We start from the raw sequence: 12,940 nt of genomic DNA on the forward strand, positions 1-12,940 counted from the left end.
TCACGAGCTCCTGCCGGCGATGCGGCCGTCCTCGATCGCGATGATCCGATCGGAGAAGTGGAAGATCCGGTTGTCGTGCGTCACCACGAGCGCGGTGCTGCCGCGCTCGCGGCTGATCTCGGTGAGCAGCTCCATCACCTCCTGGCCGCTCTTCGCGTCGAGGGACGCGGTCGGCTCGTCGGCGAGGATCAGCGGGGGCCTGCCCACGGTGGCCCGGGCGATGGCGATGCGCTGCTTCTGGCCACCGGAGAGATCCCGCGGCCGCGCTTCGAGCTTCGCGCCCAGCCCGACCCGCCGCAGCTCCTCCGCAGCGCGCGCTTCGGCCTCCTCCACCGGGACGCCCTGGAGCAGCAGCGGCAGCCGCACGTTCTCGCGTGCGGAGAGGGAGGCGATCAGGTTGTGCCCCTGGAAGATGAAGCCGAGCGATCCCAGCCGGAACGCGGAGAGGGCGCGCTCGTCGAGGGAGCGGACGTCGTGGCCGAGCACCTCCACTGCGCCATCGGTCGGGCGCAGCACGCAGCCCAGGATGGAGAGCAGCGTGGTCTTGCCGCTACCCGACGGGCCGGTGAGGAAGAGCCGCTCGCCCTTCGGCACCTCGAGATCGACGCCGCGCAGCGCGTGCATCGCGGAGGCGCCCTCGCCGAATACCTTGGTGACCGCTCGTACGTGAATTGCGCTGTCCATTTTCAACCCCGAAAGACGATGCCCGGCTCGAGCTTGCGCAGGCGCAGGAGGCCGAGGAGGGAGGCGGCGATGCAGATCGCCGCCATCACGAGAAGGAGACCGAGGAGGAGCTCCGGCGGGTAGCGGAGCGTGACCTTCGCCGAGCGGACCGCCCTGCCGATGAAGCCGAGCGCGGTGATCCCCACCGCCGAGCCGACGCCCGCGTAGATCAGCGCCTGGAGGATCAGCACCCGTCCGAGATCCGCGGTGGTGGCGCCGATCGCCTTGAGCGTCCCGAACTCGCGCAGGTTGTCCAGCACCGCGCTGTACATGGTGATCGAGACGATGGCGAAGCCGACCAGGAGGCCGAAGAGCGCCGAGATCCCGAGCATCATGCCCATCGGCGTCTGCACCAGCACGAAGCGCATCGCCCGCAGCGCGAAGGCCTGCGAGGTGAGCACCTCGACGTCGTCGAGGCGCGCCTGCAGCGCCTTCGCGACCTCCGCCGGATCGCTGCCCGGCTCGACGCCCACGAGGATCATCGAGGGATCGCGATCCGTGCGGCCGGCGATCTCCCGGGCGGTGTCGAAGGAGGCGAAGGCGTAGGAGGGGCCGAAGGGGATCGCGCCCCAGGTGAAGCCGACCGCCTGGATCTGCCTGCCGTTCACCTCCCGGAGGCTGCCGAGATCGAGGTGGCCCAGCTTCTCCCGCTCCGCGTCCTCGAAGAAGAGCGTGCGCGCCTGGAGGAGGTGCCGGGGATCGCCTGCGACCACGTTCCAGGGGCCGCCCAGGCCGGGCTGCTCGACGCCGAGGATGGTGACCTGCTCGGTGCCGCCCTCCGGCAGCGCGAGGGAGCCTGCGGTCCAGAGGAGCGGCGAGGTCCAGGAGACGCCCGGCACGGCGCGCGCCCGGTAGAGCACCTCCTCGGGGATGCGGCCCGCCTGCGGCTGCTGGGTGTTGGGCGGGACGATCCAGACGGCGGCGCCGCCGTGCTCGATCACCATCCGGCTCTTGGCGAGGAGTCCGAGGATGAGGCCGCTCTGCTGGCCGGCGAGGACGGTGGCGAAGACCACGCCGACCACGCCGCCGGCGAATTTTGCGCGGTCGTGGATCTGCATGGAGAGGGCGAGCTGGAGAAGGGCGCGCAGGCGCGGGGGGAGTTTCACGGCAGCACCTCGAGGAGCGGCAGGCCCTGGACGTGGCGGAGCGTGAGCTGCGCGAGCGCGAAGTCGGCCTGGGCCCGGGCGAGTTCGACCTCCGCAGCGAAGGCGTCGCTGCCGGCGACGACAGCGTCGGTGGCGGTGGCACGGGCCTCACGCAGCGAGACCTGCACGAGACGCGAAGTCTCCGCCGCCGCCTCGGCGCCGACCCGGGCCGCCTCCAGCTTCTCTGCAGCGGCGGCGAGGCGAAGATGCGCCTCCGCCTCCTCGTCCTGGATGGCCCTCGCGGTCGCCGACGCCTGCAGCTCGGCCTCTCGGGCGACTGCATCCGCCAGCTCGATCGCCGATTCCCGGCGGAAGGAGTCGAAGAGGTTCCAGCGCAGCGAGACGCCAGCAGCCCAGGAGGCCTCCTCGCCGATGAAGCCGGTGGCGTTGGTCCAGCGCTCGGAGGCGCTGGCGACGACGGTGGGCGCATAGGCCCAGCCAGCGGCGCGCCGCCTGGCGGCAGCTTCGCGGGCGCGGGCCCGTGCCGCCTCCAGCTCCGGCCTCTCGCCGCCTGCCGCTGCGCTCGTGAGAGGGAGGGGAGCGAGCGTGCCTTCCGCCGGCTCGTCGAGGCCGCTCAGCCGCGCCAGCGCGAGCTCGGCGACGGCGCCGGCGTGGCGCGCATCGGCGAGCCTGCCGCGGGCGCGGGCCACCTCGAGGCGTGCGGTCTGCACGTCGGAGGACCTGGCCGTGCCCGTCGCCGCGCGGACCTGCACGGTGCGCTGCAGCGCCTCTGCGGTGGTGACCGCCTGCCCTGCAGCTGCGACGACCTGCCGCGCAGCGAGCGTGTCGTAGTACGCGCGGGCGACGGCGAGCAGCACCTCCCGCTCGGTGGCGCTGGCGCTGGCCCGTGCCGCCTCCCTGCTCGCATCCGCTGCGCCGAGCCGCGCCCAGGCGGCGCCGTCGAAGAGCGGGACGGCGAGGGTGGCGCTGGCGTCGAGCTGATCCTCGGGGAGGATCGTCACCGTGCGGCCGGGGAGCTGCGTCACCGCCTCGTATTGGTTGCGGGTGTAGCCGGCGCGCAGCTCGAGGGAGGGGAGGAGGTGGCCCCAGGCCTCGCCGTGGGCTGCGTCGGCTGCCTGGAGCCGGGCCTGGGCGATCCCGATCGACTCGTTCCGCTCCCGCGCTGCGGCGAGATAGGCGGGGAGCTCGGCAGCGCCCGCCGGAAGGGCGAGGGCCAGGATCAAGGTAGTGGTAGTGGTGGCGGAAGTTCGCATGTGAGTACTCACTCAATAATTTGGCAAAAAAACTACGGCTCGAGGCCGAGCCAGATCACCTCGACCAGGCCGCGCACGTAGGTCGGCGCGGCGAGCGGCATCCAGCGGTTCGCGCCGATCATGTCGAAGAAGGCGTATTGAAGCAGGCCCCCGAGGAAGGTCCGCGCCGCCAGCTCCGGATCGCAGCGGCGGATCCGTCCGAGGCGCTGCTCGGCGTCGAGGTAGTTGGTCAGCATCTTGAGCCCCTTCACCGGCGGCGGCTCCGACATGCCCTCGAACATCTTCGCCGGGCTGGTGGTCGACCAGACCATCGTGACCCGGGGCAGGAGCTCCTCGAGGAAGGCGAGCATGCCCATGCCGATCTCGAGGAGGTTCTCCTTCACGCTCCCCGTGCCGACGAGCGCCTGCAGGTTCTTCAGCGGCGCCGGTCCCTCCGAGACGCCCATCGCCGCCAGGAAGAGCTCCTCCTTCGTGGCGAAGCGCTTGAAGATCGAGCCTTCCGACACACCCGCCCGCCGGGCGATCGCCGCGGTCGAGGCGGCGAAGCCCTTCTCCAGGAAGATTGCCCGGGCGGCCTCGAGGATCTGCTCGTTGGTGATGGTGGAGGGGCGTGCCATCGATAAGTGAGTAGATACTCAGGAATGGCCGGCGGCGCAAGTCCTTCGCGCAATTCGGGGGCTCGGGTTTGCAGCGCCCGGCCCGGCACCCATCATCCCCGCGCTCGTTCCGGGAGGAGGGGGGATGGCTGCACTGCATCGGCGCATTGCGTGGGGAATCGTGGCATCGCTCGTCGCGAGCGCATGCGAGACCGACGCCGCCGAGCCGGCGGAGGTGGTGATCGCGGCGATCTACCCGCTCTCTGGTGACCAGGCGGCCACCGGCACCGATCTGCGGCGCGGCGTCGAGCTGGCGGCGGAGATCGTGAACGGGGCGTACGATTTGGAGGTGCCGCTCGCGGCAGAGGGCGGGTTGCCCGGACTCGGTGGCGCGCGGATCCGGGTGGTCTTCGCCGATCACGCGAGCGATCCCGCGCAGGCGGTCGTTGCGGCGGAACGCTTGATCGCTGCCGAGGAAGCGGTCGCCTTCCTCGGCGCCTACGAGAGCGCGGTCACCGAGGCGGTCTCGACCGTGGTCGAGGCGGCGGGGATCCCCTTCGTGGCTGCCGAGTCCACCGCGCCCTCCCTCACCGAGCGGGGCTTTCGCTGGTTCTTCCGCACCACGGCAGACGACCGGATCTTCGTGGAGAACTTCTTCGACTTCCTGGCCGAGCTGCGGGAGGAGGGGATCGAGCCGGCGTCGGCAGCCATCGTCTACGAGGATGGGATCTTCGGCAGCAGCGTCGCCGCCCTCGAGGCGGATGCCGCCAGCGGGGCGGGGCTGCCGGTGGTGGCCGAGGTGGGCTACCCGGCGGCGGCTGCCGCCTTCGCTGCGGTGGCCGAGACGGTGCGGGACAGCGGCGCGGCGATCGTCTTCCAGACCTCGTTCGAGCAGGACGCGATCGGAATTCTGCAGGCATACGAAGGGCTCGGCTACCGGCCAGAGGCGATCCTCGGGATGGACGCAGGCTTCATCAGCCCCGCGTTCGTGGAGACCCTCGGCGACGACGCCAACGACCTGCTCAGCCGGGAGGTGTGGGCCAAGGATCTCGCCGAAGCGAAGCCGCTGGTGGGGGAGGTCGACGCGCTCTTCCGGCAGCGCTACGGCGCCGACATGACCGGCAACTCGGCGCGGGCCTTCACCGGGTTGATCGTGCTGGCGGAAGCGATCGACCGGGCGGGCTCCACCGACCCCGAGCGGATCCGCGAGGCGCTGCTCGCAACGGAGCTCGGCGCCGACGAGCTCATCGTGCCCTGGGACGGCGTGCGCTTCGATCCGGCGACGGGGCAGAACGTGCTGGCGAAGGGGATCATCGTGCAGATCCAGGCGCGCGCCTATCGCACGGTGTGGCCGCGGGAGCTGGCGACGGTGGATCTGGTGTGGCCGATGCGCCCGTGGGCACAGTAGGCCCTAGAGCAGGTGGCGTTGACGCCGCGGGGGGGCGCGGTTAGTCCACCGCGATGCAGCAGGCCCTCTCCCCGCGGCTCGTTCTCCTCATGGCCGTGGCTGCCGGTGTCACCGTCGCCAACAACTACTTCTGCCAGCCGCTGCTGGCGGAGATGGGCCGGGATCTCACCGTCGACGAGGCGCAGCTGGGCCTCGTGCCGACGCTCACGCAGGTGGGCTACGCGCTCGGACTTCTGCTCATCGTGCCCATGGGCGACATGCTCGAGCGGCGCCGGACCATCGTCGTCGCCTGCGCGGCGGTGAGCGGGGCGCTGCTGCTCGTGGCCACCGCGGGATCGATCGGGGTGCTGCTGGCGGGCAGCCTCCTCCTCGGGCTCTGCACCGTGGCGCCGCAGCTCATCGTCCCGATGGCCGCGAGCCTCGCCGCGCCGCTGGAGCGGGGCCGGGTGATGGGGGTAATCATGAGCGGGCTCCTCGCCGGGATCCTGCTCTCGCGCACGGCGTCGGGCTTTCTCGGCACCTGGTTCGGCTGGCGCGCGGTCTACTGGCTCGCCGCCGGCTGGATGCTCCTGCTCACCGCGCTCTTGCGCTTCGCCCTGCCGCGCCAGCCCCCTGCGGCGGCGATCACCTATCCGGCGCTGATGCGCTCGGTGGCGGGGCTCGCGCAGGAGCTGCCGACGCTGCGGCTCCACGCGCTGCTCGGGGGGCTGGGGTTCGCCTCGTTCAGCGCCTTCTGGGCGCCGCTGGTGCTCCACCTGGAGACGCTGCCCGGCGGCTACGGCGCCCGCGAGGCGGGGCTGCTCGGCATCGCCGGCGTGGCGGGCGTGCTGGTGGCGCCGGTGGTGGGGCGGTGGTCCGACGCGCGGGGCGGCGACCGGCGCATCAACGCGGCGTCGCTGGCGCTGATGGCGGCGGCCTGGGGGCTGATGTGGATCACGGGCGCGTCGCTCGTGGGGCTGGCGGTCGGCGTGGTGCTGCTCGATCTCGGCGTGCAGGCGAGCCACCTGAACAACCAGACGATCGTCTTCGCGCTGCGGCCGGAGGCGCGGAGCCGGATCAACACGGTCTACATGGTGAGCTACTTCGTCGGCGGGGCGCTGGGGGCGTATCTGGGGACGCTGGCGTTCCAGGCGTACGGATGGGGGGCCACCTGCGCGCTGGGGGCGGCGGCAGCAGCGGCGGGGGCCGTGGTGGCGGTGGCGGTGCGGAAGGCGTCGGCGCCGTGAGCCCGCGCCGACGTGCCGCCGCTACGCCACCGCGGCGGCGAAGGACTGGAAGAGATCGCCCGGGAGCGGGACGTCGAGCCGCCAGGTGATCGACATGGGCTGCTCGGATTCGTGCTTCACGTAGGTGGCGGGCCCGAGGAAGTAGAAGGCACGATCGTCGCTGCGCAGGCGGGCGAAGAGCAGGATGCTGGAGCCTCGCTTCGCGTGCTGCTGGTAGCGCCGGCCGGTTTCGCTCTCGGCCCGCGTCACCGACTGGCTCTGCCAGTGGATGAGGTCCCGGCTGATGGCGTAGTCCTGGTAGCGAGTGGTCGGCGAGAACTGGCCGCTCGTCTTGTCGAGGGTGAACGCGAGAAGGTCCGCTCGGGCCTGCTCAGCCCAATAGACGCCCGTCTGCCAGGGAGCGACCCTGGCCCCATCGCCGATGCCGAATGCTGCGAGGATCTCCAGTCGGGAGTAGCGGGCGTGGACCTGGAGCGGGACCGCGGGCCGATCCCTGAGCGGCAGGGGAAGATGCTCGATCCGATCGTTGAGGACGTCGAAGAGAGCACGCAGCTCGGCCCGTACCTGTGGATGTTCCCAGAGGAAGCGTACCCCGTCGTCGAGGCCGGACGACTTGGGCAGCGCCTTGTCGACGAGCGGTGCCACGAGCATGCGGAGGAGGCGCCGCTCACGCTCACCGAGAGCGTCTGGAGACGGGGGCTCTTCGCGTGCCAGCAGGCGACGAAAGCCATCGAGGCGCTCCGAATCGTCGACGTGGAGGAGCCGTCCGCAAGCCCGCCGCAGCGTGGCTTCTTCCGGGCCGCTCGGAAGCAGCGCGAGGCCTGCGTCTCCGCAGAGATCGGACCAGCTCTTGTTGCCTGCGTAGACGTCGTCGAGCTCGAGGCCCGATGCCTCGAGGTAGGAAGCGAGCGGGTAGGTCGGCGCGCCCTGGGCCAGCTGGCGCAGCTCGGCAGCCTTCGCCGCCCAATTCGAAGGGACCGCCTTGCGGATGCTCTCGAGGACGATCCGGCTCGCCACCCGATCGAGCTCCATGTGGCAGCCCGCCGGAAGGAAGGGGAAACCCGCCTCGACGTTCCGCTCCAGATCCTTGCGGCTGCCGCCGAGGAGCGCGCGGAAGCGGCGATCGAAGCGGAACTCCGCCCGGTGCTGTCCGACGAAATCGAGGACGGTGCAGACGCTCTTGCCGTGGCTCCGGCGGAGGCCGCGCCCGAGCTGCTGGAGGAAAAGCGTGGGGCTCTCGGTGGGGCGGAGCATGAGGAGCGTGTCCACCGCCGGGACGTCCACGCCCTCGTTGAAGAGATCGACGGAGAAGACGACGTTGATCTTGCCGTCGCGCAGCTGGGAGAGCGCCTCCTCCCGTTCGGTCGTGGGGCTGTCACCCCAGATCGCCTTCGCCTCGATGCCTTGCTCGCCGAAGATCCTGGCCATGTATCGGGCGTGTTCGATGCTCACACAGAAGCCGAGCGCCCGCATCGACCTCGGGTCATCGACCCGCTTTTCGACTTCGTGGAGGACGAACCGCGCCCAGACGTCGTTTCCGGTGAGGAGATTGCTCAGCCGCTCCACGTCGTAGCCGCGCCCGCGCTTCCAGGGGATCTGGCGCAGGTCGAGGCCGTCGTGCACGCCGTAGTAGGCGAAGGGCACCAGGCGGTGCTGATCGATCGCGTCCCAGAGGCGCAGCTCGGCGGCGATCCGATTCTCGAAGTGGTCGAGGATGGGCAGGCCGTCGCTTCGCTCCGGCGTCGCGGTGAGCCCGAGCAGCTCCACCGGGCGGACGTGCTGGAGCAGCGCCTGGTACGAGCTGGCGGCTGCGTGGTGGAACTCGTCGACGATCACCACGTCGAAGTGATCGGGGGCGAGATCGGCGAGGCCCGCGGCGTTGACGCTCTGGATCGAGGCGAAGACGTGCTCGAAATACGTCGGCCGCTTGCCGTCCACCCAGAGCTCGCCGAAGGCGTGGTCGCGGAGCGCCTGTCGGAAGGTCCAGAGGCTCTGCTCGAGCAGCTCCTTGCGATGGGCGACGAAGAGGAGCCGCGACCGGCGCAGCTGGAAGCGCAGGCGGAGGTAGTCGAGCGCCGCCATGACGGTCTTGCCCGTACCGGTCGCCGCGACGAGCAGGTTGCGGTGGTGGCCTTGCTGTCTGGAGAGAGCGATCTGTTCGAGGAGCCGCTCCTGGAAGGGCTCCGCACGAAGCTCCGTGGGGAGGAGGATCGAAGCGGATGGCGCCGCGCTCTCTTTGGTGCGCGCGAGGAATTGCTCGCGGTCGTAGGGCAGGAAGTCACCGCCATTCCAGTAGCTCTCGAAGACCGCGCCGATCTTCTCGATCACGTCCGGGTTGCGCGCCCCCGAGACACGGACGTTCCACTCCATGCCGCTGACCTGCGCCGAGTGGGTGAGGTTGGACGAGCCGATGTACGCGGTGGGGAAACCCGAGTGCCGATGGATCAACCAGGCCTTTGCGTGCAGGCGCGTGCTGCCGGTGTCGTAGGAGACCTTGACCTCGGCGCCGAGGACAGCGAGCTCGTCCAGCGCCCGGGCCTCGGTCGATCCCGTGTAGGTCGTGGTGAGGACGCGGAGCGGGCGGCCCGCGGCGCAATGGCGCCGGAGGGCATCGAGCATGGGCGCGATGCCGCTGCGGCGGATGAAGGCCATCACCACGTCGATCCGGTCGGCGGAGCGGATCTCGGCGAGGATCTGGCTGCCCACACGCGGTTCACCCGGCGCGTTGGTGAGCACGGTGGTGTCGAGCAGCGGGATCAGTGGTTCATCGATCGTCTCGGACTTGCCGTCCGGCTGCCGCCGCAGGATGGAGCGGAGCACCTCCCCGCGTTCGAGGGGCGACTCGCGCTGGAGATCGTCCGATCCGAGCGACCCCGCAATCTCCTCGATCAGCTTCCGAACGAGGCTCACGCCGACCGCCACCCGCTGGGCATCGGGCACGGAGCCCAGCGCGCGGTGGACCACGTGCGAGAGGTGCAAGGCGAAACGATCGGCGGCTTCGGGCGCCCGCACGCCTGTGCGCCGTGGCTCGAGGGATTCGTCGAGTGCCTGCAGGTCCAGATCGAGCGCTTCCGTGATCAGCGTCTCGTAGAGTCCACGACCGATGCGTTTCATGCTCACCTTCGTGCGGCGAGATACTGCTCGAAGCGGCGCTCGAGGAGTGACTCGGCGGGGCGGGCGCTCTTGCTCCTGGGGAAATGGAGCACCTTGCCGTGGAAGCTCTTGATCCCCTGCTCGAGCGTGGGGCCGTCCTTTGCGTCGAGGAGCGCGGGTGCGATTTCGATGAGGCCGCTGGGGCGGATTCCGAGGAGGTCGGCGTCGAAGACGCCGTGGTGGAGCTTGCAGAGGGCGAGGCCGTTCTTGACCTCGGCCACGCCGCGCTCGTCCCTGTCGGGGACGATGTGGGCCGCGTCGAGGAGCTCGCGGCGGGGGAGCCGGCAGATCGCGCAGCGCTCCTCGTAGGCTTCGAGGACCTGGAGCCGGAACGCCTGCTGGTGCACGCGCCGCTTGGCGAGCACGGTCACGTAGCGGCGCTGTGCCGCCTGGTAGAGCGTGTCGGCGACGATGGTCGCGGGCTGCGGGACGAGGTTGGCGTCGTCCGCGACCACGCGGCAGCACCGCCCGGCTGCATCGAAGTCGACGATGTAGGCGGGCCAGATCGGTTGGTAGACGCTCGGCGCGAGCCCGTAGAAGTAGATGATCGGCGTTGCGCTCACGTGCGCCTGGTAGAGCAGCTGGTTGTCCCACGATTTCGGGTCGTCGCCCTGGAACCGATAGACGAATCCCTCGTCCGAATCGAGGTCATCGTAGCGGGCGGTGCGTCCCTCCCGCGGCACGGTGGTCTTGATCGAGAGAGCCGCGCCGCCAGGCATCTCCGCCGGCTTGAAGATTCCGCGGGCTTGGTTGGCGAAGAGGAAGGTCTTTCCTCGGAAGACGAAACCCCGGGCGATCACTTCCCAGGGGAGCGCGCCGCCGTGCTGGGCGACAAGGTGGCCCAGCTCCTCGAACGCCGTCTTCCTGATCAACCAGCCGATGTCTCCGCCCTGGGTGTACATGCGGCCGACACTACCAGGTTGCGATGGGGCGCCACTCAAAATGGAAACACGAGCGGCACCACCACCAGCGCCGTGAGCAACACGATCACCTGCAGCGGCAGCCCCACCCGCACGAAATCCGCGAACCGATACCCGCCCGGCCCCATCACGATCGTGTTCACCGGCGAGGCGATCGGCGTCGCGAAGGCCGCCGACGCCGCGATCGCCACGCCCATCAGCAGCGGCCTGGGCGACAGCTCCAGCACCTCGGCGATCCGCACCGCCACCGGCGCGACCAGCACCGCGGTGGCCGTGTTCGACATCACCATGCCGAGCCCCGAGGTGACCACCAGCACCGCCGCGAGCACGGCCAGCGGCGCCGCGCCGGCGAAGGCGCCCTCCACCTGCACGACGAGGAGCCGGGTGAGGCCGGTCTGCTCCAGCGCCGTCGCCATCGGCAGCATCGCGGCGATCAGCACCACGCTCTCCCAGTTGACCGAGCGGTAGCTGTCGACCGGCCGCACGCAGCGGGTGAGCACCATCGCCACCGCTGCCAGCAGCACGGCGATGACGTTGGGCAGCCACCCGAACGCCAGCGCGAGCAGCATCGCCAGGGTGATTGCGATCGCCGTCCAGGCACGCCGGGGCGAGACGAAGACGTCGGTGCGCACGTCGGGCTCGGCGACGAGGATGAGGTCCCGCCGCTCGTCGCGCAGATTCCGCAGGTGCTTGCGCCGGCCCTTGAGCAGCAGCGTGTCGCCGACGCGCAGCGGAAAGTCGAGGAGCGCCGGCGTCGCTGGACCCACTGCCGCCACGTCGCCGGTGGCGCGGCGCACCGCGAGTGCCGTCGCCCGGTAGCGGTCCCGGAACTTCACCTCGCGCAGGGTCCGGCCCACGAGGCTCGAGCGCCGCGGCACCACCACTTCGGCGAGGGTGTCCTCGGGGGGAAGCTCGAGGGCACCGCCGCCGGGCAACGGCTGCAGCTCCCAGGCGCGGGCCATCTCCTCGACATCGGCGGGATCGCCCTGCACCCGGAGCACCTCGCCTGCTGCGAAGACGGTCTGCGGGAGCACCGGGTGGATCTCGGGGCCACCGGGCCCGTGGGCCTCGATGCCGATCACGTTGACGTGGTGGACCGCCCGGAGGTTGGCCTGCCCGAGCTGCTTGCCGCACAGGGGCGAGCGCGGCGGCACGCGCAGCGTGCGCAGCGAGGCAGCGAGTCCGTACTCTGCCGCGAGTTCCTCGGCGCTCCAGCTCTGCGGCGCAGGTGCGAGAGAAGTGGTGCCCGGGAGCAGGCGCCTGCCCCAGGCGGCGAGGAAGGTCACGCCGACGCACAAGATCACGAAGCCCGGCGGGAAGAAGCTGAAGAAGCGGAACGGCTCCTCCCCCGCCTCGACGAGCGCGTTGCTCGCCACCAGGTTGGGCGGGGTGCTGATCAGGGTGAGCATGCTGCCCAGGTGGGCGCCGAAGGCGAGGGGCAGGAAGATGCGCCCCGGGGCGATGCCCTTGCGGTGGGCGAGGCTGCCGACCACCGGCATCAGGATCGCCACGGTGCCGGTGGAGCTCATGAAGGCGGAGAGCACGGCGGTGGTGAGGATCACCCAGACGATGAGCCGCGCCTCGCCTCCTTTGGCCAGGTGGCCGAGGCGCTGGCCGAGCCAGTCGGTGACGCCGGTCTCGACGAGCCCCGCGCCGACGACGAAGAGCCCGACGATCATCAGCACCAGTGGGCTGGAGAAGCCCGCGAGCGCCGCGTCGGTGGAGAGCACGCCGGTGAGGACCAGCGCGAGCATCGCGAGGAGCGCCACCACGTCGAGGCGGATGCGGTCGCTGACGAAGAGCGCGATGGTCGCTGCGAGGATGACGAGGGTGATGGCGGCTTCGAGGCTCAAGGCCCGGTGAGCTTATCCTCTCGGCTGGCTTGCCGCGCGTACAGGATGCAAGCTATCGGCAGCCGTGCCGCAGAGGGCCGGCGCAGGGAAGGGAAGCGATGAAGTCGTTCTGGTTGGCAGCGGCGCTCGTTCTGCTCGTGTGGGCGAATCCCGCCGCTGCGGCGATCCTCGAGGGACGGGTGGTCGGCGTCGCCGACGGCGACACGGTGACGGTCCTCGACGCCGACAACGAGCGGCACCGGATCCGCCTCTCGGGGATCGATGCGCCGGAGCGGCGGCAGCCCTTCTCCCAGCGCTCCAAGCAGATGCTCTCCGATCTCGTCTACGGCAAGGAGGTCGCGGTGCATTGGGACAAGCGCGACCGCTACGGCCGGATCGTGGGGCGGGTGCTGGTCGCCGAGGCGGCCTGTGAGAAGGACTGCGTCCGATCGCTCGACACCGGCCTCGCCCTCGTCCGCAGCGGCCTCGCCTGGTGGTACCGCTACTACGCGAAGGAGCAGCCACCCGAGGAGCGCAAGCGCTACGAGGCGGCGGAGACGCAGGCGCGGCAGGCACGGGTGGGCCTCTGGTCCGAGCCGAATCCCACCGCGCCCTGGGACTACCGCAAGAGCCGCCGCAAGAAGAAGTAGCGCGCTGCGACGCGCGGGGAGCCGCCCTCCCGCCAATGTCAGACCCCCTCGCTACGCTCTCCTCACCTCGCAA

At 70.7% G+C, this 12,940-nt stretch carries 10 protein-coding genes; 3 read left to right on the top strand and 7 right to left on the bottom strand.

All coding sequences use genetic code 11. The annotated features are described in order from the left end of the window. From ACESMR_RS18375 to ACESMR_RS18390, 4 genes are read right to left on the bottom strand one after another with little or no spacing between them, the layout of a single operon-like run. Positions 1–684, bottom strand: a complete 684-nt coding sequence (locus ACESMR_RS18375; protein WP_373048566.1) for an ABC transporter ATP-binding protein — start codon at positions 682–684, stop codon at positions 1–3. 2 nt (positions 685–686) lie between these two features. After that, positions 687–1,829 carry an ABC transporter permease gene (locus ACESMR_RS18380; RefSeq protein ID WP_373048567.1) on the bottom strand — a complete coding sequence of 381 codons (1,143 nt, stop codon included), beginning with the start codon at positions 1,827–1,829 and terminating at the stop codon, positions 687–689. Further along, positions 1,826–3,082, bottom strand: a complete 1,257-nt coding sequence (locus ACESMR_RS18385; protein ID WP_373048568.1) for a TolC family protein — start codon at positions 3,080–3,082, stop codon at positions 1,826–1,828. Before ACESMR_RS18385 ends, ACESMR_RS18380 begins: the two co-directional genes overlap by 4 nt. 32 nt (positions 3,083–3,114) lie before the next feature. Next, positions 3,115–3,699: a TetR/AcrR family transcriptional regulator gene (locus tag ACESMR_RS18390; protein ID WP_373048569.1), complete on the bottom strand. Its 585-nt coding sequence runs from the start codon at positions 3,697–3,699 to the stop codon at positions 3,115–3,117. A gap of 124 nt (positions 3,700–3,823) precedes the next feature. Between ACESMR_RS18390 and ACESMR_RS18395 the strand changes: the two genes are divergently transcribed. Further along, positions 3,824–5,086 carry an ABC transporter substrate-binding protein gene (locus ACESMR_RS18395; protein WP_373048570.1) on the top strand — a complete coding sequence of 421 codons (1,263 nt, stop codon included), beginning with the start codon at positions 3,824–3,826 and terminating at the stop codon, positions 5,084–5,086. A 53-nt stretch (positions 5,087–5,139) separates the two neighbouring features. After that, on the top strand, positions 5,140–6,312 hold the full coding sequence (locus ACESMR_RS18400) for an MFS transporter (RefSeq protein ID WP_373048571.1): 1,173 nt from the start codon (positions 5,140–5,142) through the stop codon (positions 6,310–6,312). Between the two features lie 21 nt (positions 6,313–6,333). Here the strand turns inward: ACESMR_RS18400 and ACESMR_RS18405 are convergent, their stop codons facing one another. The 3 genes from ACESMR_RS18405 to ACESMR_RS18415 all read right to left on the bottom strand — a co-directional run bounded on the left by ACESMR_RS18405 (position 6,334) and on the right by ACESMR_RS18415 (position 12,238). Next, the gene (locus tag ACESMR_RS18405; RefSeq protein ID WP_373048572.1) at positions 6,334–9,426 is read right to left on the bottom strand and encodes a DUF3427 domain-containing protein; all 3,093 of its coding nucleotides are present in this window, start codon (positions 9,424–9,426) and stop codon (positions 6,334–6,336) included. Positions 9,427–9,428: 2 nt separating this feature from the next. Next, complete coding sequence (locus ACESMR_RS18410; RefSeq protein ID WP_373048573.1) at positions 9,429–10,337, bottom strand: HNH endonuclease; 909 nt, start codon at positions 10,335–10,337, stop codon at positions 9,429–9,431. 65 nt (positions 10,338–10,402) lie between these two features. Continuing rightward, complete coding sequence (locus ACESMR_RS18415) at positions 10,403–12,238, bottom strand: SLC13 family permease (protein WP_373048574.1); 1,836 nt, start codon at positions 12,236–12,238, stop codon at positions 10,403–10,405. 98 nt (positions 12,239–12,336) lie between these two features. On the opposite strand from ACESMR_RS18415, the gene ACESMR_RS18420 reads away from it, so the two are divergent. Further along, positions 12,337–12,867: a thermonuclease family protein gene (locus ACESMR_RS18420; RefSeq protein WP_373048575.1), complete on the top strand. Its 531-nt coding sequence runs from the start codon at positions 12,337–12,339 to the stop codon at positions 12,865–12,867. The last annotated feature ends 73 nt before the right edge of the window (positions 12,868–12,940 follow it).

Source organism: Vulgatibacter sp. (genome assembly GCF_041687135.1).
In the GTDB taxonomy this organism is placed as follows: Bacteria; Myxococcota; Myxococcia; order Myxococcales; family Vulgatibacteraceae; genus JAWLCN01.